This is a genomic window from Angustibacter aerolatus (assembly GCF_054776675.1).
Map to the genome: position 1 here is coordinate 17,371 of NZ_BAAHBM010000031.1, position 20,741 is coordinate 38,111.

A 20,741-nucleotide genomic window follows, 5' to 3' on the forward strand; every position below is an offset into this window, starting at 1 on the left:
CGCAGTCGCACGAGCCGAGGGACACCATGACGGATCAGCAGCACCAGCGGACGATCGTCGTCACCGACGTCACCACGCCCCAGCGCTTCGTGGCCTGCCTGACGGCGGTCGTGCGCAGCGTGGGTCGTGACGTCGAGGTCGTCGGCGTCTCGGCGCGCTCCCCGAAGCTGCCCGGGCACCTGGCTCGCCGCGTGCGCCGCGTGCAGCCCGCCGCCGGTCAGGAGACGTCGCAGGTCGTCGAGGCCGAGGCCACCCGCGACCGGTTCGTCGTCGTGCTCCGCTCCGACGCCAAGGTCGCCGGCGGGTGGCTGGCGCAGGTGGAGGCCGCGCTCGCCAGCTCGCCGAACAGCGTCGGCCTGCTCGGCAGCCCCGACCCGTACCTGCTCGCCTTCGGCCCCGCCGTGCGCAGCACCCAGGCCGCCGAGATCTCGCTGCCCCCGATCGAGGGCGTGCGCTGCAGCACCGGCACGGTCGCGGTCGAGCCGGTGCGCCGTGCGACCCGTCCCGCCGGCGACGGCCGGCTGACCGCGGCCCTCATCGTCAAGGACGAGGAGGCGGTGATCGCGCAGTGCGTCGAGGCGCTGCTCCCCGCCGTCGACGAGGTCGTGGTCTACGACACCGGCAGCACCGACGACACCGTGGCGGTGTGCGAGCGGCTCGGCGCGCGCGTCGTCCGCGGCTTCTGGGACGACGACTTCGCGGCGGCCCGCAACCGCGCCCTCGCGCTGGTCGACAGCGAGTGGGTGCTGTCGGTCGACGCCGACGAGGTGCTCGGCGGCGACGTCGCGGCGCTGCGCGAGCGGCTGCGCCGCGAGACCGCCGACCTGGTCCTCGTGCCGGTCGTGTCGACCACCTGGTCGGCCGCCGAGGACGGCGAGGAGCACCGCCCGGTGCGGCTGTTCCGCCGCGCGTCCGCGCGCTGGGTCGGTGCGCTGCACGAGACCGTCACCTCGACCGACGGCACCTCGCTGGTGCTGTCGCACGAGCCCGCTCCGGTGCGGCTGCTGCACTCCGGGTACCAGGCCGACCGCATGGCGGCCAAGGACAAGAACGTCCGCAACCTGGCGATCGCCCAGGCCCAGGTCGACGCGCTCGAGCAGGCCGGCGCGGACGACGCCGCCACGGCGCAGGCCTGGGGCAACCTCGGCCGCGCCCTGGTCAGCGCCGGACGCCGGGCCGAGGGCCTGCACGCCTTCAACCAGGTGCTCGGGCTGCGGGGCAACCCCTCCGAGCTCGTGCAGGCCGGCCGTGTCGCGCTGTTCACGGCGCTCGCGCTCGGCGACCTGCGCGACTACGACCGCTGGCTGCAGACCATCCACGCGGCGGGGGAGTCCGACGGCGCGGTGGCGCTCTACCGGGCTCGCCTGCACCTGCACCACGGCGACGCCGAGGCGGCCCAGCAGGAGCTCGACCTGGCCACCGCCAGCAGCGGCGTCGACCTGTGGGGCAAGCCGTTCGACGCCGACGACGCCGCCGGCCTGCAGGCGGCGGTGGCCACGGCCCGCGGCCGGCACGAGGACGCCCTGGCGGTGCTGGTGGACCTGCTCGGACGCCGGCAGGAGAGCGTGCCGCTCGCCGCCCTGCTGCGCGCCGCGGTCGCCGCAGACCACCCGCTCGCCGACCTGGCGCGCACCGGCGGCGAGCAGTTCGTCGCCCGCTCGCTGCGCGACGCCGTGCGGCTCGACCCCGAGCTCGCCGACCGCTGGCTGGAGGCGCTGGTCGGACTCGGTGACCGCCGCGCGCTGGTCGCCGGGTCGCTGGTCGCTACGCACCTGCCGCTCGACGGCGTGCTGCGCTGGTCGCTCCACGTGCGCCAGGCCGGCGCCGCGGAGCTGTGCCCGCTGCGGGCGATCGCGGCCGACACCGCCCGCGGTGCCGCCGAGCGGTCGCTCGCGTACGCGGTGCTCGGCGACGTGCTGCGCGAACCCGGTGCGTTCGAGGCCTTCGACGCCGTCGCCGCCGGCGTGCCGGACGACGAGGTCGCCGACCTGACGGCCGCCATCGCCCGCTACGCCCCCGGTCTGGCGGTCGAGCCCGTCACGGCCTCCGCACGATGAGCGACCTGGACCAGCCCGCCGGACCCGTTGCGGCGCAACGGGTCCGCGTGGTCGTCGAGGTCGTCGGCCGCGAGTGCCTCACCGACGGGTCGGCCCGCGTCGTCGTCAGCGCCGCCGCCCAGCTGTTCGAGGCGAGCGACCCCGTCGACGTCGTGCTCTGCGTGGCCGGCGTCGACGAGCCCGACGAGGCGCTGGCCCAGGTGGTGCTCACCTGGTGCCTCGAGGCGGTCGAGCGCCCGGCGCAGCTGCCCGAGCTGGTGCTGCTGGGCGCGGCCGAGGCGGCGTCCGAGCCGGCGCAGGTGCACGTCGAGGCGGGTCGCTCCGCAGCCGCCGACGCACGCTCCGTCGCGCTGCTCACCGCTGCGGCACAGAGCCTCTGGGCCGAGCAGACCGCCGTCGCTCCGGAGCCGCTCGCCGCCCCCGCGCCGTCCGCTGCCCTGGAGCGCGCCAAGGCCCGGGCCGACCGCGAGCACGCCGCCCTGCTGGTGGCCCGTCGTGACGTGCGGGCCGCGCTGCGGCTGCACCACGGCGCACGCCGGCCGCGCGTCGTCGGCCTCTTCCAGCACGTGAGCTACTGGGCGACGGTCGAGCCGGTGTGGCGGCTGCTGGCCGAGCGCGCCGACGTCGAGCTGGTGCCCGTCGCCCTCGTCAGCAGCGTCGACGTCCGGTCCGGAGCCACCGCAGACTTCCTGCGCGGTCAGGGCTACGAGCCGCGGCCGGCGAGCTGGCTGGCCGAGCACCTCGACGACGTGGACGTGGTGCTGCTCGACAACCCGTACGACGAGGCGCGGCCCTGGCAGTTCCACGCCGAGTACCTGGCCCGGCACGGCGTCCGCCTCGCGTACCTGCCGTACGGCAACAACGCGATCGACGGCGACGTGATGACCAGCATGCTGTGGGACCGCCCGCTGCACCGCCTGGCGTGGCGCGCGTACCTGCCCAGCCCGCTGCAGCGCGAGCTGTACGCCAGGCACTGCGCCGCCGGTGACGACCCGGTGCGCGTCGTCGGCAGCCCGAAGCACGACGTGGCCCGCGCCGCCGAGCCCACCGCGGGCTCGCGACGCCTCCGCGAGCTGGCGGGCCACCGCCACCTGGTGGTCTGGAACCCGCACTTCCGCACTGCACCGGGCGGCTGGTCGACCTTCACCCGCTACGTGCGGCCGCTGCTGCAGCACGCTGCCGGTCGCGACGACCTGCTGCTGGTCGTGCGGCCGCACTTCCGGCTGTTCTCCGAGCTGCGCGCCGCCGGGCTGTCGCACCTCGAGCGCGAGCTGCGGGCCGCCGCCCTCGCCGGCGACGTCGTGCTCGACGAGTCGGCCGACTACCGCGACGCGATGGCCGCCGCCGACAGCATGCTGAGCGACCTCAGCTCGCTGGCCACCGAGTTCCTGCTCACCGGCCGCCCGCTGCTCTACCTGCACCGCACCGACGGGCCCGGCCCGAGCGCCGAGGGCGGCTACCTGCACGAGACCGACGTGGCCACCGAGTGGTCGCAGGTCGAGGCCTGGCTGCGCGAGGTGCCCACCCGAGCGAGCGACCCGGCCGCACGACGCGAGCTGCTCGATCGCTGGTTCCCGATGGCCGACGGCCGCGCCGCCCAGCGGGTCGTCGACGACCTCGCCGGCTCGCTGCGCGGCGAGCTGCTGCTCGACGACGACGACCTCGCCCCGACGGGTGCCGAGGTGCTGACGTCCCCGCCGTCGCTCGCTCCGCGCGAGCTCGTGGTGGCGCTCGGCCCGGACGTCACGTCGCTCGTGCTCGTCGGCCGCGACGCCCACATCGACTGCGCCGCAACGGGTCCGACCCGTGTACCCCTGACCGTCGAGGGGCGCGCGCTGCCCCGCGGCAGCTACCGGCTGCGCGCCGAGACGGCGGACGGCGTCGTGCCGGTGCTGCGCGGCGAGGTCGTGCTGCCCGAGCCGGCGCACGACGACCTGCAGCACGTCGCGCTGGTCGCCGACGACGAGGGCGTCCTGTCGCTCGTCGTCCGGCCTCCGGTCGCACCGTCCGCGCAGCAGCAGGCCGCTGCCGGCCGCGACGCCCGTCGCGCACCGCTCGACGACGCGGTGCTGCTGACGTCGTTCCACGGCGTCGGCGCGGGCGGCAACCCGGCCGCGATCGCCCGCGAGCTCGAGCGGGTGGGGCACAGCGCCCGCCGGTACTGGGTCGTGGCCGACCGCTCCGGCCAGGTGCCGGCCGGCTGCGAGCCGGTGCTGCTCGACAGCCTGCGCCACCACGAGCTGCTCGCCCGCGCCCGCTGGGTGGTCGACGACGACGCGACGCCCGCGCACCTCGAGCGGCGCGCCGGCCAGACCGTGCTGCAGACGTGGCACGGGACGCCGCTGAAGAAGCTGCGCCTCGACCTGCACGCGATCGCACCGCGCAGCGAGGCCACCCTGCGCGACATCGCCCACCAGGCCAGGCAGTGGACGCACGCGGTGTCTCCCAACCCGTTCACCAGCAAGATCCTGCGCCGCGCGTTCGGCTTCGAGGGCGAGCTGCTCGAGACCGGCTACCCGCGCAACGACGTGCTCGCCGACGTCGCGCGCCGCACCGAGACCTCGGCGGCCACCCGGGCCGCGCTCGGCGTCCGCGCCGACCAGCCGGTGGTGCTCTACGCACCGACGTGGCGCGACGACGCGCTCGTCGGCGGTGTCGCGGGGTCGCACTACGCGGCCCAGCCCACGCTCGACCACCCGGGCCTGCGCCGCGCGCTCGGCGACGACGTCGTGCTGTGGGTGCGCTCGCACCGCTTCGTCAGCGCGTCCGCCGGCGCCGGCCACGGGGTGCGCGACGTCAGCGCCCACCCCGACATGGCCGACCTGCTCGCTGCGGCCGACGTGCTGGTCACCGACTACTCGTCGAGCTTCTTCGACTACGCCGTCACCCGGCGTCCGATGGTCTTCTTCGCGCACGACCTGGACCACTACCGGGGCCGGCTGCGCGGGCACTACCTGCAGATGGAGGACGTCGTGCCCGGCCCGGTGCTGCGGCGCGCCGTCGAGGTCACCGAGGCGCTGGCCACCCTGCCGCGCTCGGCCGCGCCGTACGCCGACCGGTACGACGACTTCGTGCGCACCTTCGCGCCCTGGGACGACGGCAAGGCCGCCCAGCGCGTCGTCGAGGCGATCTTCTAGCCGCACGCGCCGCAGCCCTACGCACGTCAGCCCGCTCCCGGAGGTCCGGGGAGCGGGCTGACGTGCGTCCAGCGGGCTGACGTGCGCAGAGGGGTCAGGCGGGGACGAGCGGGGCCTGCACCGGCAGGTCGGACTCGAGCTGCAGCACCTGCACCGCCTGGCGGGTCGCGGCGTTCACCACGATCGGCGCCAGGAGGTTCGCGGTGGAGTCGGCCAGGCTCGCGCCCACGGTGACCACCACGAGCAGCAGCGCGTCGGCGGTGTCGCTCAGCCCGATCGACGCGGCGGTGTCCTCGTCGATCTCGGGGGAGTAGTCGCCGAAGAACAGCGTGGGCGCCGCGACGACGAGCTTGAGGTCGGTGTCGATGACCGACTGCATGCGGAACAGCACGCCCTCGTCGTCGAGCTGCACGAGCACGCAGCGCGACATGCCCGGCAGACCCGGCAGGCCCTCGGCCAGCTCGAGCACGGGCAGCTCCTGCTCGCCCGACGGTCCCTGCACGGTCGCGGTGCTCACTTGAGGAAGTCCAGGAGCGAAGGCTGCAGCACCTTGGCGGTGGCGCCGAGCGCGGACTGGTACGCGGTCTGCTGCAACTGCAGCTCCATGATCGTCGACGGCAGGTCGATGTTCTCCACCCCGGAGAGCGTCGACTTCAGTGCGAGCACCTGGTCGGCGGCCGCCTGCTGGTGGCTGTCGGCGCGAGCGTAGCGGGTGCCGGCTGCGGTGAGCTGCCCCAGGACGCCGGACACGGCCTCGTCCAGGTCGGCCAGGTCGGTCTGCAGCGCGGCGGGGTTCGTCGTCATGTTCGCGGCGATGCGGTCGAGCAGCTTGAACACCGAGGTGTCGCCGTCGCCGAAGGTCGCGGGGCCCGGCGCGTCGACGCGCACGGTGACGTCCTGCGCGAGCCGGCGGGTCACCTCGCCCGAGTCGCCGAGGTAGGTGCCGTCGTCCGCGTAGGCCTTGGAGGCGTCGGTGGTGCCGCCGAAGACCGGTCGCCCGAGGTAGGAGGTGTTGGCCAGGCCGAGCAGCGAGGACCGGATGCCGGCCACCTCGGTGGCGGTGGCCTGCCGCGCGTTCAGGTCGGCGTTGCCGGTCGAGGAGGCCTGCAGGGTCAGGTCGCGCACCTTCTGCAGCAGCTCGTTCGACGACGTGAGCGTCGTGTCGATCGTGCCCAGCCAGGCCACCGCGTCGCCGGCGTTCGAGGCGTACTGCGTGTTGGCCTTGATGCCGGACCGCAGCGACAGCGCCTGGCTGATGCCGGCGGGGGAGTCCGACGGCCGGTTCAGCTGGCGGCCGCTCGACATCTGCTCCTGCAGCTTGCCGATCCGCTCGAGGTTCGACTGCAGGTTCGTCAGGCTGTTGCCCGAGATCATGCCCTGGGTGATGCGCATGGTCAGCGTCCGATCGACATGAGGGTCTGGAGCATCTCGTCCACGGCGCTCATCACCTTGGCCGCACCCTCGTAGGCGCGCTGGTACATGAGCATGTTCGTCATCTCCTCGTCGATGCTGACGCCGGAGACGGACGAGCGGGCGGCGTCGGCGGCGGTGAGCACCGTCGTCTGCACGGTCTGCGCGCGGCCGGCGGCCTGGCTCTCGACGCCCAGCTGCGACACGTAGCTCGCCCACGCGGCGTCCGGGCCGCCGCTGCTGTTGGCCAGCGCGGAGATCCGGTCGGCGAGGGTGCCGCCGAGCGCGCCGTCGGTGCTGGCGGCGGCCGCGACGCCCCTCGAGGAGGTGATCGCGACGGCGATGTCGGTGGCGTCGGTGCCGGAGAAGAAGTCGACGCCGGTCGTGCCGTCGAGGTCCTTGCCGGTGCTGTGCAGGGCGTTGACCGACGAGATGAGCCCTGCGGCCACGGCGTCGTAGCCGGCCGCGGCCTTCGGGTAGGTGCTGTTCAGCGACGACAGCATGCCGCCGGCCTGGCCGCCGCTGACCTGCGCGGCCGAGCCGTCCGCCCAGGTGAGCTGCACCGGGGAGGTGGCGACGTCGCCGAGCACGCCGGCGCCGCTGACCGACAGCTGCGTGACGCGGCCGCTCGACACGAGCGTCGACCCGCCGACGGACACGTCCGCGGTGCCGTCCTCGCGCACCCGGCTGGTTGCGCCGACGAGCTCCGACAGCTGCAGCACCAGCTGGTCGCGCTGGTCGGTGAGCTCGTTCGCCTGCCCGTCGTTGACCTTCGCGATGCGGATGCGGTCGTTCAGGTCGGCGATGCTCTTGGCGGTGGAGTTCACCTGGCTGACGACCTTGTTCAGGTCGCCGCGCGCCGCCACGAAGGAGTCCTGCACGTCGCTGCGGGCGGACTTGATGCTGCCGACGAGCGTGGTCGCCTGCGACAGCAGCTGCGTGCGGGCCGCCGAGCCGGCGGTGTCGCCGCCGGGGGCGTTCGCGACGGCCTGCCACGACGACCAGAAGTCGGCGAGCTGCGAGGCCACGCCGGTGTCACTGGGCTCGTTCACGATCGACTCGATGTGCGTGTACGCCGAGGCGCGCGCCGCGGCGAACGACGAGGTCGAGTGCGCGTCGCGCTGCCGAGAGTCGGTGAGGGCGTCGGCGAGCCGGTCGACCGAGCGGACGTCGACGCCGAAGCCGGGCTCGCTGATCTGGCCGGCGTAGAGGCCGCCGTGTCCGGACGCCGTGATGGCCTGCAGGTTCGCGCGCTGGCGGGTGTAGCCCACCGTGCCGGCGTTCGCGATGTTCTGCCCCGCGACGTCGAGCGCGCGGCGCTGCGCCATCAGCGAGTTCAGGGCGGTCGTGATGCCGCCGAACGTGCTGCTCATCGTGCCTCCCCTTCGAGTCGTCGGTGCTGCGCGGGTGCCGCCGGTCGTCCTATCGGCGGCCGGTCGGTGGTCCTGAGGTCAGAGCGCCTGGTCGATGACCCGGGCGGTGGCCGGGCCGGTCTGCACGCCGGTGGGGCTGTACGTCGCGCCGGCCGTGGTCTCCAGACCCAGCAGGGCCTCGCGGCTGGTGCGCTGCGCGGCACCGAGCAGCTCGCGGTTCGAGCGCGACATCGCCGCGATCTCGTCGGTGAGCGTCAGGAACGCCTCGCGGTGCCCGCGCAGCAGCTCGTCCCAGGGCGCCGGCGCGGCGTCCGCCAGCGCGTTCAGGCTCGGACCGGGCGGCAGGCCCAGCTCCGAGGCCAGGTCGTCGACCGCGACGGCGCGCGACAGCTCGGCGCCGCGGATCTGCTCGATCACCATCTCGACCTCGCGGGTGGCGTGCGCCAGCCACCGGGTGCGCGCGCTGGCGAGCACCAGCTGCTCCTCCTCGAGCTTGAACAGCAGCAGCTCCAGGAGCTCCCGCTCGGTCCACAGGACCGTGGACACCTCGGCCAAGCCCATGACCAACCTCCGTAGGCGGAGCCCTTCTCCGACGTCGTCCCATCGACGGGGGTCGCACCGACCTGAGCGGAAGCACCCGAAGGTGTGCAGGTCGCACCCCGTCCGGGCTACAGGTGACCCGGGGGCGGTCCGATGCCCCTCTCATGCCCGACCACAGCGCCCAGCTCGCGCGCCCCGCCGCTCCCGACGCCCCGCTCGACGAGGCCGCCCGCACCCTGGTGCGCGCGCACCTGCCGATCGTCGGCTACCTGGTGAGCGAGATCATCAGCCGGGTGCCGCAGCAGGTGCAGCGCGACGACCTGGTGTCGGCCGGGCAGCTGGCGCTGGTGAAGTCGGCCCGCACGTACGACGCCACGACCGGCGTGCCGTTCGGTCACTACGCCCGCACCCGCATCCGCGGCGCGCTCGTCGACGAGCTGCGCGCCGCCGACTGGGCCAGCCGCGGGGCCCGCACCCGCGCCAAGCAGCTGGCCAGCGCCGAGGAGCGCCTCGCCGGCGTGCTCGGCCGCTGGCCCACCGACGTCGAGCTGGCCCGCGAGCTCGAGAGCGACAAGGCCGCCATGAGCGCCGTCCGCTCCGACGCCCACCGCAGCGTCGTCGTCAGCCTCGACCAGCTCGTCGAGGTGCACGGCAGCGCCGACGACCACGTCGCCGACCACCGGGCCACCAGCCACGCGCCCGACCCCGAGCAGCACGTCGTGCAGGCCGAGCGGATGCGGTACCTCACCGCCGCCGTCCACGCGCTGCCCGAGCGGCTGCGGGTCGTCGTGCAGGAGTACTTCCTCGGCGAGCGGCCGATGGCCGAGATCGCCGAGCAGCTGGGCGTCACCGAGTCGCGCGTCTCGCAGCTGCGGGCCGAGGCGCTCGCGCTGCTGAAGGACGGGATGAACACCCACCTCGAGCCGGCGGCCGTCCCCGCGCCGGAGCGCCCGGACGGCGTCGTCGCCCGGCGGCGCAGCGCGTACTACGCCCAGGTGGCGGCGTTCGCCGCCCAGGGCCTCAGCACGCCGCCGCCGTTCCCGCGCGCGCAGCCGTCCGTCGCGAGCGGTGCGATCGCCCGACGCGACATCACCCTGACGGCCTAACCCAAAACCCTCAGCCCGCCGTCGTCCCAGACGATTGGCTGGGTGGCACCCACGGACGGGTGCCGTTCGGACCCCATCACGGAGGAGCACATCATGGGTCTTCGCATCAACCAGAACATCGCGGCGCTCAACGCGTACCGCAACCTGTCGGTCACCGACAACCAGATGAGCAAGTCGCTGGAGAAGCTGTCCAGCGGTTTCCGCATCAACCGCGCGGCGGACGACGCCGCCGGCCTGTCCATCTCCGAGGGCCTGCGCTCGCAGATCGGTGGCCTCAAGGTCGCCGTCCGCAACGCGCAGGACGGTGTCAACGTGGTCCAGACCGCGGACGGCGCCCTCAACGAGACGACCTCCATCCTGCAGCGCATGCGTGACCTCGCGGTGCAGAGCAGCAACGGCGGGTCGCAGGACACCGACGCGCAGGACGCGGCGAACCAGGAGTTCTCGGCCCTCAAGGACGAGCTCACCCGGATCGCCGACACCACGAAGTTCGGCTCGCAGCTGCTGCTCAACGGTTCGTTCTCGGGCTCCTTCCAGGTGGGCGCCAACGTGGGCGAGCAGATCTCGGTGAGCATCGGCGCCAACACCAGCGGCGGCCTCGGCGCGGCGGGCCTCGGCCTCAACGCCAGCGTCTCGCTGTCGGCGGCGAGCAACACCGTCTCGCAGAACGTCTCGCTGTCGCAGGCGGCCATCACCGCCATCGACTCCGCCCTGAAGACGGTCTCGAACACCCGTGCGTCGCTCGGTGCGCTCCAGAACCGCTTCGAGCACACCATCAACAACCTGAACGTCGCGGTCGAGAACCTGTCCGCGTCGGAGAGCCAGATCCGCGACACCGACATGGCGGCGGAGATGGGGTCCTTCACCCGGTCCCAGATCCTGCAGCAGGCCGGCACGTCGATGCTCGCCCAGGCCAACAGCTCGCAGCAGTCCGTGCTGAAGCTGCTCGGCTGATCCACCCGGTAGCACCAGCACCACCAGCAGGACCCGCGCCGCCTCCGCGGGGGCGGGCCCCGATCCAGGGGTCCGCCCTCCGGGGGCGCGGCCGTCTGAGCACCGCATGGGGAGGTAGGGCATGACGTCGACCGTCGACGGTCTGGTCAGCGGGCTCGACACGAGCGCCCTGATCAACCAGCTCATGCAGCTGCAGGCCCAGCCCCAGGCCCGGCTCAAGACCGCGCTCAGCAGCACGACCGGCGAGATCACCGCCTTCCAGACCCTGAACACCAAGATGTCGTCGCTGCGCACCGCGGCGGAGACCGTCGGCAAGGCCGCCACGTGGGGCGCCGCCACCGCGACGTCCAGCAGCACCACGGTCACCGGCACCGCCGCGAGCGGCGCCGTCAACGGCTCGGTGACGTTCAGCGTCACCTCCTTGGCCACCGCGAAGTCGTCGGTCAGCACCCAGAGCTACGGCTCGCTGACCGCCGGCGGCGCGATCACCGACACCCCGCTCGAGATCCACGGCGCCGACGGCACGCTGAAGGCGACGATCACGCCGTCCGGCAGCTCGCTGCAGTCGGTCGTGCAGGCGATCAACGGCAGCAAGGACGCCGGCGTCAAGGCAGCGGCCGTGCAGGTGTCGCCGGGCGTCTACCGGCTGCAGCTGACCGCGAGCTCGACGGGCACCGCCAACGACTTCAGCGTCACCGGCTCCGGCGGCGCACCGCTGGCCGGCCTGACGCTCACCACCGCCTCGGCGGCCAAGAACGCCGTGCTGCACGTCGGCGACGCGGACGCCGGCTACGACATCAGCTCGTCGAGCAACACCGTCGAGGGCGTCATGCCCGGCCTCACCCTGAAGGTGACGTCGCTGGCGACGGACGTCACGGTGCAGACCAGCACCGACACCACCGCCATCAGCAACAGCATCAAGGCCATGGTCGACGCGGCCAACGCGGCGCTCACCAGCATCAAGTCGCTGAGCTCGTCCGGCACCGTCGGGTCGGACGGCTCGCGCACCGGCGTGGGAGCGCTCTCGGGCGAGGGCCTGACCCGCACCCTGACGTCGACCATCCTGCGGTCGGTGACCAGCGGCGTCGGCGGGCTCTCGCTGTCGCAGTACGGCATCAGCACCGACCGCGACGGCACGATCGACTTCGACAGCACCAAGTTCACGAAGGCGCTCGGCGACGACCCGGCGAAGCTCAAGGAGCTCTTCACCAGCACGACGGTTGGCGCCACCGGCCTCGGGACCAGGCTGGCGGACGTCGCCAAGCAGGCCGCGCAGTCCGGCGGCAGCATCGGCCTGGCGATCGAGGGGCGCACCTCGACCCAGAAGGACCTGCAGAAGCGCATCGACGACTGGGACACCACGCTGGCGACCCGTCGCAAGTCCCTGCAGGTGCAGTACGCGAACCTCGAGACGACGCTGAGTCGCCTGCAGAGCCAGGGCACCTGGCTCAGCGGCCAGATCAGCTCACTGAGATGACCAGGGGCGACCTCACACCATGACCTTCCTGCCAGGGCACTTCGCCCAGTCCGACGTGCAGCAGCGTGCCGCGGCGCGGTACAGCGGCGACACCGTCGCCACCGCCAGCCCGGCCAAGCTCGTCGTGCTGCTCTACGACCGCCTGCTGCTCGACCTCACCCGCGCCCAGCAGGCGCAGGAGCTCGGCGACCGCCACCTCGCGAACGCCCAGCTGTCGCACGCGCAGGACATCGTGGCCGAGCTGCTCTCCAGCCTCGACACCACCAAGTGGGACGGCGCCGCCGGCCTGTCGAGCATCTACACCTTCCTGCTCGCCGAGCTGACCCGTGCCAACGTGTCGGGCGACCCGCGCCGCACCGCCGGCTGCATCACCGTGATCCGCCCCCTGGCGGACGCGTGGACGCAGGCCGCCGCGCAGCTCGCCGCCGGCACCGCGGGCAGCGCCGTCCCCGCGATGGGCCTGACCGGATGAGCACGGCGGTGAGCACCTTCGACCACGCGTGGGCGGACGCGCTCGCCGCCCTCGAGCTCGACGTCGACCACGCCGAGCGGATGCTCGCCAAGCTGCACGGCGGCGCCCCGGCCGACGACGTCCCCGCCGGGCCCGGCGCCTGGGCGCCCCCGACGCATCTCGGGCCGCTGCCCGACGGCATGCTCGAGCGGGCCAAGATCGTGCTCGCCCGCCAGCTCGCCGTCACCGAGCGCATCGCCCACGCCGCCGTCCGCTCGCGCAAGCAGCTCGACGTCGACGCACGCATGCACCAGGCGCCCGCACCGGCGCGCCCCATGTTCGTCGACGCCGCCTTCTAGTCGGACGAACAAGCAGGTCAGGGCCCAGATCGATCGATCTCGCGGCTCAAGTCCACGGCCCAGGAGCCGAAGGACATCTGGAGCACGGAGCGCTCACCCCCCGGCCACGGAACGGCCAACGTCAGACCCCTCGGGGTCTCGCGAGATGGTGGTGCACCCGTGTTCGACGACGTCTCGAGCGTCGCGCTGACCAGCGCGCTGCGCGGCCTGGCCTCCCGCCAGCGCGCGATCGCGAACAACATCTCGAACATCGAGACCCCCGGCTTCCACGCCACCCGCGTCACCTTCGAGGACAGCCTGCGCGAGGCCGTCGGCTCGGGTGACTCCGGTGCCGTCGCGGACGTGGCCCCCTCCAGCCGCACGTCGCTGGAGCCCACCCGCCAGGACGGCAACAACGTCAACCTCGACACCGAGACGCTGAGCAGCGTCGACACCAACCTGCGCTACCAGCTCGCGCTGCGCGCCGTCGACCACGAGTTCAGCGTGCTGCGCACGTCGATGCGGACCGCCTGATGCCCATCTTCGACGCCATCGGCATGGCGCAGTCCGGCGCCGCCGTCTACCGCAAGTGGATCGACGCGGTCAGCGACAACATCTCGAACATGAACGACGTCACGTCGACGTCGCAGGCCGCCTACCAGGCCAAGTCCATCGAGGCCGGCGAGATGCGCGGCGGCGGTGCGCAGGTCGTCAGCGTGGGCCTGGGCAGCGCCGAGGGCCGCCTCGTCTACCAGCCCGACCACCCGCTGGCCGACGCCAAGGGCTACGTGCGCTACCCCGACATCGACCTGGGGGAGCAGATGGGCCAGCTGATCATGGCCCAGCGCGGCTACCAGGCGAACCTCTCGGCCGTCGACCGCGCCCGCTCGGCCTACGAGGCCGCCCTCCAGGTCGGGAAGGGCTGACCATGAGCATCCCCGCCATCGGCGGCATCTCCGGTCTGTCGGGTCTCTCGGGCCTGTCGGGTCTGTCGGGTCTGTCCGGTTCGAACGCCACCGCCGGAGCCGCCACCCAGGCGACCGACGGGTCGAGCTTCGCCGGCGTCCTGTCGAAGGGCCTCGACGACCTGCAGTCCACCCAGGCCACCGCCGACCAGCTCGGCGTCCAGGCCGCCACCGGTGACCTGACCGACGTGCACGACTACGTCATCGCGGCCACCAAGGCCGAGCTGACCACCGAGCTCACCGTGACCATGCGCAACAAGGCGCTCGACGCCTTCAACGAGATCATGAGGATGCAGGGCTGATGCCTCCCGCCGTCGCTCAGGCGCTGCAGAAGCTGCAGCGCACCATGTCCGGCTTCTCCGCCGGCCAGCGCGTCATCGCCGCGCTGCTCACCGTGGGCGTGCTGCTCGGTGCGGTCGCGTTCGGCAGGTGGGTGACCGCCCCGACGTACGCGCCGCTGTTCAGCAACCTGGCCGGCTCGGACGCCAGCGCGATCGTCGACAAGCTGGACGCCGACGGCGTCCAGTACCAGCTGACCGACGGCGGCAACACGATCCTGGTGCCGAAGGACGCCGTCTACGGCGAGCGCGTCAAGCTGTCGGGCGAGGGCCTGCCGGCCAGCAGCGACAGCGCCGCCGGCTACTCGCTGCTCGACAAGGAGGGCGTCACCTCCTCGCAGTTCCAGCAGCAGGTCACCTACCAGCGGGCGCTCGAGGGCGAGCTGGCCAAGACCATCCAGTCGATCGCGGGCGTCAACGCGGCCGTCGTGCACCTGGCCATCCCGGCGAAGGACGTCTTCATCGACGACTCGCAGAAGCCCACCGCGTCCGTGCTGGTGAGCATGCGTCCCGGCACGAACCTGAGCAGCCAGCAGGTGCAGAGCATCGTGCACCTGGTCGCGTCCGGCATCGAGGGCATGGACCCCACCGACGTCACGGTCGCCGACAGCACCGGCCGCCTGCTGTCGTCGAGCGACGGCACCACCGGCTCGGCCGCCAGCGACGCCAACCAGTCGATGACCGAGAACTACGAGGACGACGCCGCCGGCGACCTGCAGGCAGTGCTCGACCGCGTGCTCGGCCCGGGCAAGGCCGTCGCCACCGTCGCCGCGCAGCTGTCGTTCGACGACGTGGACACCACCACGAAGCGGGTCTACACCGACAAGAACGCCAAGCCCATCGCCGAGTCGGAGACCACGGAGACCTACGGCGGCAACGGGTCCGGCAACGGCACCTCCGGCTACCTCGGCACCGACAACATCGCGACCCCCGGCGCCGTGACCGGTGCGGGCACGACCGCGGACTCGAACGCCGTCACGACCGGCGGGACCGGCGCCGGCGCCAGCGGGAACGGCGGCTACGAGAAGAAGACGGCGACGAAGAACAACGCGAACTCCGAGGAGACGATCACCCGCAAGGCCGCACCCGGCCAGGTCGTCCGTCAGGACGTGTCGGTGATGATCGACAGCAAGGCCGCCGCGAACGTCGACATGGCCAAGCTGCAGCAGAACCTCTCCACGGCCGCCGGCGTCGACACCAAGCGCGGCGACACCATCGCGGTGAACCCCATCCCGTTCGACACCAGCGCGTCCGCCCAGGCGGCGAGCGAGCTCAAGGCGGCACAGTCGGCCGAGCAGCGCACGCAGCTCATCGGCTACGCCAAGCAGGGCGGCATCGCGCTGCTGGTGCTGGCTGCGCTGCTGATCGGCTTCCTGAAGAGCCGCAAGAAGTCCAAGGCCGCGGCGACGCAGGAGCTCGTGCACCTCGACGTCGTCGAGGCGCAGGCCGCGGCGATGACCGACATCCCCGGCGGCACCACGCCGGTCGCGCTCGGCGGGGTCGGCCCGATGGGCGCCCTGGAGGGCGTCGGCTCGCCCGAGCCGGCCGGTGACGCCCCGCAGCGCCGCAAGGACGACGTCGCCGCGCTGGTCGAGCGCCAGCCCGACGAGGTCGCCGAGCTGCTGCGCGGCTGGCTCGCGGACCGCCGGAGCTGACGACCATGACCCTCGTGCCCGCGGAGCTGACCTCCGCCAACCTGTCCGGCGCCCAGAAGGCCGCGGTGCTGCTCATGCACCTCGGCCGCGACAAGGCCGCCCCCGTCCTCGCGCAGATGCGCGAGGCCGAGATCGAGGAGCTGGCCGCCGAGTTCGTGCGGCTGCGCTCGGTCGACCCCGACGTCGTCGACGACGTGCTGAAGGAGTTCCAGCTCACCATGGGCTCCGGCCGCACCGGGGCCGGTGGCGGCGTCGCCGTCGCGCACGACCTGCTGTCGGCCAGCCTCGGTGACGACCGGGCCAACGCGGTGCTCGACCGGCTCGCGCTGGCCGCGGCGTCCGACCCGTTCGCGTTCCTCGCCGACGCCGAGCCGCGCTCGCTGGTGACCTTCCTCGCCGGCGAGCACCCGCAGACCGTCGCGGTCGTGCTGGCGCACCTGCGCATGGACCAGTCGTCGGTGATCATGTCGGGCCTGCCGCCCGAGCTGCAGGCCGAGGTGGCGCTGCGCATCGGCACCATGGAGCGCACCAACCCCGACACCGTCCGCGCCGTCGCCGAGGTGCTGGAGCGCCAGACGTCGTCGGTGCTGCAGGCCCCCGGCCAGAGCAGCGCCGTCGTCGGCGGCGTGCAGCCGCTGGTCGACCTCATCAACCGGGCCGACCCCGCCACCGAGCGGATCATCCTGGAGAGCCTCGACAGCAAGGACCCCGAGCTCGCAGAAGCGGTGCGCGCCAAGCTGTTCGTCTTCGAGGACATCACCACGCTCGAGGACCGCGGCGTGCAACTGGTGCTGCGCCAGGTCGAGACCGGCGACCTCGCCGTCGCGCTCAAGGGCACGTCGGACGTCGTCCGCGACAAGGTGCTCGGCAACGTCTCCGACCGCGCGAAGGAGAACCTGCTCGAGGAGATCGACCTGCTCGGCCCGACGCGCATGTCGGCCATCGAGGAGGCGCGCGCCAAGATCGTCCAGGTCATCCGGTCGCTCGAGGAGTCCGGTCAGATCACGCTGCGACGTGCAGGGGGCGACGATGACTTCGTCGACTGAGCACCGCCGGTTCGCGCCGCTCGCCGGCGGCACCAGCGAGCCGCACGAGGAGCGGGTCAGCGCCCGGGCCGTCGGGTACGCCGAGGGCTGGGCCAGCGGCAACCAGGCCGCGGCGCTGCGCGCGCAGGAGCAGGCCGACCGCCTGCAGCACGCCCAGGAGGCCGCCGCCGCGCGGGCGCAGGCCGAGGTCGACCAGGCCGTCGCCTCGCTGCGCCGGGCCGCGGGGCAGCTCACCGCCACCACGGCGCCGCTGCTCGACGACGTCGCCACCGTCGTGCTGGAGGCCGCGATCATGCTGGCCTCCGCGGTGCTCGACGCCGAGCTGGTGAACATGGACGACGTCGCGTCGGCCGCCGTGCGCCGCGCGCTGGCCCCGCTGGCCACCGACGTGCCGGTGACGGTGCGCGTGCACCCCGAGGACCACGCGGTGCTCGTGCAGCTGCTCGGCGACGCCACCGGCCGCTTCGAGGCCCACGAGGTCACCCTGGTGCCCGACGCCACGCTGCGCCGCGGCGACGCGATGTCGGAGCAGGCCGGCGCCCTCGTCGACGCCCGCGTCGAGGCCGCGCTCGAGCGCGCCGTCGCCGCGGTGCGCGGTCAGGGGTGGCAGCAGTGAGCGCCGAGCAGCTGCTCGAGCGGCTCGAGGGCGCCGTCCGCGTGGCGCGCCCGCAGCGCACCGGCCGGATCAGCGCCGTCGTCGGCCTGCTCGTCGAGGTCGTCGGCGTCGACGCGGCCGTGGGCGACCTGCTGCTGCTCGGCTCGACCACCGGCCTCGACGGCGTGCCCGCCGAGGTCGTCGGCGCCGACCGCACCGCCGTCAAGTGCATGCCCCTCGGCCTGGTGCAGGGCCTGCGGGTCGGCGACCCGGTTGCCGGCAGCGGCGACGGCCTGCGCATCCGCGTCGGCGCCGACCTGCTCGGGCGCGTCGTCGACGGCCTCGGTCGCCCGTCCGACGGGGGAGCCCCGCTGCGCGGCGAGCTCGTCGGCGTCGACCACGAGGCGCCGAACGCCCTGCTGCGACAACGGGTCGACACACCCGTCTCGCTCGGCGTCCGGGCGCTCGACACGCTCGTGCCCGCCGGCCGCGGCCAGCGCTTCGGCATCTTCGCCGGCTCCGGCGTCGGCAAGTCGAGCCTGCTGTCGATGATCGCCCGCGGCACCGACGCGGCGATCAGCGTGCTGGCGCTGGTGGGGGAGCGCGGTCGCGAGGTGCGCGAGTTCGTCGAGGGCGACCTCGGTGAGGCCGGGCTGGCCCGCTCGGTGGTCGTCGTCGCGACGTCCGACGCCCCTGCGGTGACCCGGCTGCGCGCGGCGTTCGTCGCCACCCGCGTCGCCGAGTGGTTCCGCGACCAGGGACTCGACGTGCTGCTGATGATGGACTCGCTCACCCGCGTCGCCATGGCGCAGCGCGAGATCGGCCTGTCGAACGGCGAGCCGCCGGCCACCCGGGGCTACCCGCCCTCGACGTTCGCGCTGCTGCCCCGGCTGCTGGAGCGCGCCGGCCCGGCCCCCGTCGGCAGCATCACCGGCATCTACACCGTGCTGGTCGACGGCGACGACCACAACGAGCCGATCGCCGACGCCGCCCGCTCGATCCTCGACGGCCACGTGACCCTGTCGCGCAAGCTCGCGACCGCCGGCCACTTCCCGTCGATCGACGTGCTCGAGTCGGTGTCGCGCGTGGTGAACGCCGTGACGACGCCCGAGCAGCGCGCGCACGCCAACCTGCTGCGCCGGGTGCTGGCCGCCCACCGCGACGCCCGCGAGCTCATCGAGGTCGGCGCCTACGCGCCCGGCAGCAACCCGGACGTCGACGCCGCCGTCACGCACTGGGGCGCGGTCAACGCGTTCCTGCGCCAGGGCATCGACGACACGGTCGAGTACGGCACCTCCTGGTCGCACCTGCAGGCGCTCACCGGCGCGCTGGTGCAGGCGGGCGCGACGGTGTGAGCGCCTTCCGCCTCGCCGGCCTGCTGCGCATGCGCAACCTCGCCGAGGAGCACGCCCGGCGCGACCTCGGCTCGGCGCAGCGCGAGGCGCTCACGGCGCACGAGCGCGTCGTCGCCCACCGTGCCGAGCTCGCCGGTGCCGGTGCGCCGTCCGGTGGCGACGCCGCGGTGTTCCTCGCCCAGGTCGCCGCCCGCTCGGCGATGGCCTCGGCCGTCACCGTCGCGGTGAGCGAGGCCGGGCTCGCCGACGCCTCGCTCGAACACGCCCGAGACACCTGGATGCAGGCCCGCGCGAGGGCCCGCGCCGTCGAGCGGCTCGAGGAGCGCCACCAGGAGCAGGAGGTCGCCGAGGCCGGCCGCGCCGAGCAGCTGGCGAACGACGACCTGACCGGTGCGCGCCACCACCGGCGGGGGCTCAAGGAGCGGGTCGACGGCGACGAGGGACCTCTGTGACCGGTCTGGAGGCGACGCTCGCCCGCATCGACGACATCCGGTCGCGCATGGCCGCGCTCAGCGCCCCTGCCGCCACGACCACGACGTCCACCGGGTCGACGACGGCGGCCGGCGGCGACTTCGCCGCCGCGCTGCTCGGCGCGACCGGCGGCACGGGCGCCACCGCGACCTCGGCCCTCGGCGGCACCGGCGCGCAGGTCGACGGCGACCAGGTGGTGGCCGACGCGAAGCAGTACCTCGGCGTGCCCTACAAGTGGGGCGGCACCGACCCGGCCACCGGCCTCGACTGCTCGGGTCTCACGCAGCGCGTGTTCGGCGACCTCGGCGTCGACCTGCCGCGCACCGTCGCCCAGCAGCGCGACGTCGGCACCGCGGTCGACGGCATGGCGAACGCGAAGCCGGGTGACCTGCTGGTCTTCGGCAGCCACCACATCGGGATCTACGTCGGCGACGGCAAGATGCTGCACGCGCCGCACACCGGCACCGACGTGAAGATCGCGAAGGTCTACGAGACGCCCACCCGCATCCGCCGCGTCGTGGCCGCCGGCGACGGCGTGCTCGGCGGCACGCCCCCCGCATCGGCCGTCGCGTCGCTGCGCCCGACGGCGCTGCGCACCGCCGGATCGTCGTCGGCCACCCGCTACGACGCGCTCTTCGATGCCGCGACCGCGCGGTACGACCTGCCGGCCGGGCTGCTGAAGTCGGTGGCGCGGGCCGAGAGCTCGTTCAACCCCTCGGCGCACAGCGGCGCCGGTGCCGTCGGGCTCATGCAGCTCATGCCCGGCACCGCCCGCGAGCTCGGCGTCGACCCCACCGACCCGGCGCAGGCGGTCGACGGTGCCGCGCGGTTGCTCGAAAGCAACCTGAAGTCGTTCGGGTCGGTGCCCCTGGCCCTCGCCGCCTACAACGCCGGACCCGGTGCGGTGCGCCGGTACGACGGCATCCCGCCGTACGCCGAGACGCAGGCCTACGTGCGCCGCGTCACCTCGACCATGGCGAAGGACGCCGCATGAGCGCGCTGCCCACGGTGCCCACCGCGCCGAGCACCCCCACGACCGCCACGAAGAGCGCGACGCGGTCCGCAGTCGGCGTACAGGGCCGCGACGGCGGGGGCGGCGAGCGCTTCGGCCGCGACCTCGACCAGGCCGTCAACCGCCAGCAGCGCCGCGAACCGCGACCCGACGTGCGTCCTCGTCGCGACGCCGGGTCGCGCGACGTTGCCGTGCGGGACGACGCCCAGCGCGCCGACGTGCCGGTGCGGCACCACGGCCGACCGGCCGACGACGTCGCTCCCGGTGCGCAGCAGCCGATCTCGTCGCCTGCCGAGACGGCCGCGCAGCCGGCTCCCGAGGCACCGGCCACCCCTGCTCCCGTCCCCGCCGTGCCCGCCGCCCCGGCGGACGCCGCCGTGCTGGCCCCGGCCGCGCAGTCCGCCGTGCTGTCACCCGCGCCGCTCGCGACCCAGGCCGCCGGTGCCGCCCCCACTGCGCTC

20 protein-coding genes and 1 pseudogene are annotated in these 20,741 nt (G+C 73.8%); 17 read left to right on the forward strand and 4 right to left on the reverse strand.

Annotated elements, in window-relative coordinates:
* The first annotated feature begins 26 nt into the window (after positions 1–26).
* Positions 27–2,057, forward strand: coding sequence for a glycosyltransferase (locus tag ACYVI6_RS09370; RefSeq protein WP_460446114.1), 2,031 nt, complete (start codon positions 27–29; stop codon positions 2,055–2,057).
* Positions 2,054–5,194 carry a CDP-glycerol glycerophosphotransferase family protein gene (locus ACYVI6_RS09375; protein ID WP_460446115.1) on the forward strand — a complete coding sequence of 1,047 codons (3,141 nt, stop codon included), beginning with the start codon at positions 2,054–2,056 and terminating at the stop codon, positions 5,192–5,194. Before ACYVI6_RS09370 ends, ACYVI6_RS09375 begins: the two co-directional genes overlap by 4 nt.
* A 94-nt stretch (positions 5,195–5,288) precedes the next feature.
* Here the strand turns inward: ACYVI6_RS09375 and fliW are convergent, their stop codons facing one another.
* The 4 genes from fliW to flgN all read right to left on the reverse strand — a co-directional run bounded on the left by fliW (position 5,289) and on the right by flgN (position 8,538).
* Positions 5,289–5,711 carry a flagellar assembly protein FliW gene (fliW, locus tag ACYVI6_RS09380; protein WP_460446116.1) on the reverse strand — a complete coding sequence of 141 codons (423 nt, stop codon included), beginning with the start codon at positions 5,709–5,711 and terminating at the stop codon, positions 5,289–5,291.
* A complete protein-coding gene (gene flgL / locus ACYVI6_RS09385) occupies positions 5,708–6,586 on the reverse strand; it encodes a flagellar hook-associated protein FlgL (protein WP_460446117.1) in 879 nt (292 codons plus the stop codon). Before flgL ends, fliW begins: the two co-directional genes overlap by 4 nt.
* Positions 6,587–6,588: 2 nt before the next feature.
* A complete protein-coding gene (flgK, locus tag ACYVI6_RS09390; protein WP_460446118.1) occupies positions 6,589–7,977 on the reverse strand; it encodes a flagellar hook-associated protein FlgK in 1,389 nt (462 codons plus the stop codon).
* A gap of 78 nt (positions 7,978–8,055) precedes the next feature.
* Positions 8,056–8,538 carry a flagellar export chaperone FlgN gene (gene flgN, locus ACYVI6_RS09395; RefSeq protein ID WP_460446119.1) on the reverse strand — a complete coding sequence of 161 codons (483 nt, stop codon included), beginning with the start codon at positions 8,536–8,538 and terminating at the stop codon, positions 8,056–8,058.
* A gap of 143 nt (positions 8,539–8,681) precedes the next feature.
* On the opposite strand from flgN, the gene ACYVI6_RS09400 reads away from it, so the two are divergent.
* From ACYVI6_RS09400 to ACYVI6_RS09470, 15 genes and pseudogenes are all read left to right on the forward strand, one after another.
* Complete coding sequence (locus ACYVI6_RS09400; RefSeq protein ID WP_460446120.1) at positions 8,682–9,623, forward strand: sigma-70 family RNA polymerase sigma factor; 942 nt, start codon at positions 8,682–8,684, stop codon at positions 9,621–9,623.
* 93 nt (positions 9,624–9,716) lie between these two features.
* Complete coding sequence (locus tag ACYVI6_RS09405) at positions 9,717–10,577, forward strand: flagellin N-terminal helical domain-containing protein (protein ID WP_460446121.1); 861 nt, start codon at positions 9,717–9,719, stop codon at positions 10,575–10,577.
* A gap of 121 nt (positions 10,578–10,698) precedes the next feature.
* Entirely contained in the window at positions 10,699–12,054 is a 1,356-nt protein-coding gene (gene fliD, locus ACYVI6_RS09410) for a flagellar filament capping protein FliD (protein WP_460446122.1), read from the forward strand.
* A 19-nt stretch (positions 12,055–12,073) separates the two neighbouring features.
* On the forward strand, positions 12,074–12,526 hold the full coding sequence (gene fliS, locus ACYVI6_RS09415; protein ID WP_460446123.1) for a flagellar export chaperone FliS: 453 nt from the start codon (positions 12,074–12,076) through the stop codon (positions 12,524–12,526).
* Between the two features lie 8 nt (positions 12,527–12,534).
* Positions 12,535–12,864, forward strand: a complete 330-nt coding sequence (locus ACYVI6_RS09420; RefSeq protein ID WP_460446124.1) for a hypothetical protein — start codon at positions 12,535–12,537, stop codon at positions 12,862–12,864.
* Positions 12,865–13,023: 159 nt separating this feature from the next.
* Entirely contained in the window at positions 13,024–13,377 is a 354-nt protein-coding gene (locus ACYVI6_RS09425; RefSeq protein WP_460446125.1) for a flagellar basal body rod protein FlgB, read from the forward strand.
* Positions 13,377–13,769 carry a flagellar basal body rod protein FlgC gene (locus ACYVI6_RS09430; RefSeq protein WP_460446126.1) on the forward strand — a complete coding sequence of 131 codons (393 nt, stop codon included), beginning with the start codon at positions 13,377–13,379 and terminating at the stop codon, positions 13,767–13,769. The genes ACYVI6_RS09425 and ACYVI6_RS09430 overlap by 1 nt, the downstream gene beginning before the upstream one ends.
* A 2-nt stretch (positions 13,770–13,771) precedes the next feature.
* The gene (gene fliE / locus ACYVI6_RS09435; protein ID WP_460446127.1) at positions 13,772–14,110 is read left to right on the forward strand and encodes a flagellar hook-basal body complex protein FliE; all 339 of its coding nucleotides are present in this window, start codon (positions 13,772–13,774) and stop codon (positions 14,108–14,110) included.
* Positions 14,110–15,801, forward strand: coding sequence for a flagellar basal-body MS-ring/collar protein FliF (gene fliF / locus ACYVI6_RS09440; protein WP_460446128.1), 1,692 nt, complete (start codon positions 14,110–14,112; stop codon positions 15,799–15,801). Before fliE ends, fliF begins: the two co-directional genes overlap by 1 nt.
* Before the next feature lie 5 nt (positions 15,802–15,806).
* Positions 15,807–16,847 (forward strand): flagellar motor switch protein FliG, encoded by a 1,041-nt coding sequence (fliG, locus tag ACYVI6_RS09445; RefSeq protein ID WP_460446129.1) that lies wholly within the window; start codon positions 15,807–15,809, stop codon positions 16,845–16,847.
* Positions 16,831–17,463, forward strand: a complete 633-nt coding sequence (locus ACYVI6_RS09450; protein WP_460446130.1) for a FliH/SctL family protein — start codon at positions 16,831–16,833, stop codon at positions 17,461–17,463. The genes fliG and ACYVI6_RS09450 overlap by 17 nt, the downstream gene beginning before the upstream one ends.
* Positions 17,451–18,797, forward strand: a complete 1,347-nt coding sequence (locus ACYVI6_RS09455; RefSeq protein ID WP_460446131.1) for a FliI/YscN family ATPase — start codon at positions 17,451–17,453, stop codon at positions 18,795–18,797. Before ACYVI6_RS09450 ends, ACYVI6_RS09455 begins: the two co-directional genes overlap by 13 nt.
* Positions 18,794–19,249, forward strand: a complete 456-nt coding sequence (locus ACYVI6_RS09460; protein ID WP_460446132.1) for a flagellar export protein FliJ — start codon at positions 18,794–18,796, stop codon at positions 19,247–19,249. The genes ACYVI6_RS09455 and ACYVI6_RS09460 overlap by 4 nt, the downstream gene beginning before the upstream one ends.
* Entirely contained in the window at positions 19,246–20,262 is a 1,017-nt protein-coding gene (locus tag ACYVI6_RS09465; protein ID WP_460446133.1) for a transglycosylase SLT domain-containing protein, read from the forward strand. The genes ACYVI6_RS09460 and ACYVI6_RS09465 overlap by 4 nt, the downstream gene beginning before the upstream one ends.
* Positions 20,259–20,741, forward strand: a pseudogene (locus tag ACYVI6_RS09470) (hypothetical protein); the annotation flags it as partial. The gene ACYVI6_RS09465 and the pseudogene ACYVI6_RS09470, both read left to right, overlap by 4 nt.

Excerpts from the sequence above, each read along its gene's own strand:
- fliG (WP_460446129.1), top strand. The coding sequence starts at position 15,807 with ATGACCCTCGTGCCCGCGGAGCTGACCTCCGCCAACCTGTCCGGCGCC.
- ACYVI6_RS09400 (WP_460446120.1), top strand. The coding sequence starts at position 8,682 with ATGCCCGACCACAGCGCCCAGCTCGCGCGCCCCGCCGCTCCCGACGCC.
- flgL (WP_460446117.1), bottom strand. The coding sequence starts at position 6,586 with ATGCGCATCACCCAGGGCATGATCTCGGGCAACAGCCTGACGAACCTG.
- ACYVI6_RS09430 (WP_460446126.1), top strand. The coding sequence starts at position 13,377 with ATGCCCATCTTCGACGCCATCGGCATGGCGCAGTCCGGCGCCGCCGTC.
- fliF (WP_460446128.1), top strand. The coding sequence starts at position 14,110 with ATGCCTCCCGCCGTCGCTCAGGCGCTGCAGAAGCTGCAGCGCACCATG.
- ACYVI6_RS09405 (WP_460446121.1), top strand. The coding sequence starts at position 9,717 with ATGGGTCTTCGCATCAACCAGAACATCGCGGCGCTCAACGCGTACCGC.
- ACYVI6_RS09375 (WP_460446115.1), top strand. The coding sequence starts at position 2,054 with ATGAGCGACCTGGACCAGCCCGCCGGACCCGTTGCGGCGCAACGGGTC.
- fliS (WP_460446123.1), top strand. The coding sequence starts at position 12,074 with ATGACCTTCCTGCCAGGGCACTTCGCCCAGTCCGACGTGCAGCAGCGT.
- fliD (WP_460446122.1), top strand. The coding sequence starts at position 10,699 with ATGACGTCGACCGTCGACGGTCTGGTCAGCGGGCTCGACACGAGCGCC.
- flgK (WP_460446118.1), bottom strand. The coding sequence starts at position 7,977 with ATGAGCAGCACGTTCGGCGGCATCACGACCGCCCTGAACTCGCTGATG.
- fliE (WP_460446127.1), top strand. The coding sequence starts at position 13,772 with ATGAGCATCCCCGCCATCGGCGGCATCTCCGGTCTGTCGGGTCTCTCG.
- flgN (WP_460446119.1), bottom strand. The coding sequence starts at position 8,538 with ATGGGCTTGGCCGAGGTGTCCACGGTCCTGTGGACCGAGCGGGAGCTC.
- ACYVI6_RS09370 (WP_460446114.1), top strand. The coding sequence starts at position 27 with ATGACGGATCAGCAGCACCAGCGGACGATCGTCGTCACCGACGTCACC.
- ACYVI6_RS09450 (WP_460446130.1), top strand. The coding sequence starts at position 16,831 with ATGACTTCGTCGACTGAGCACCGCCGGTTCGCGCCGCTCGCCGGCGGC.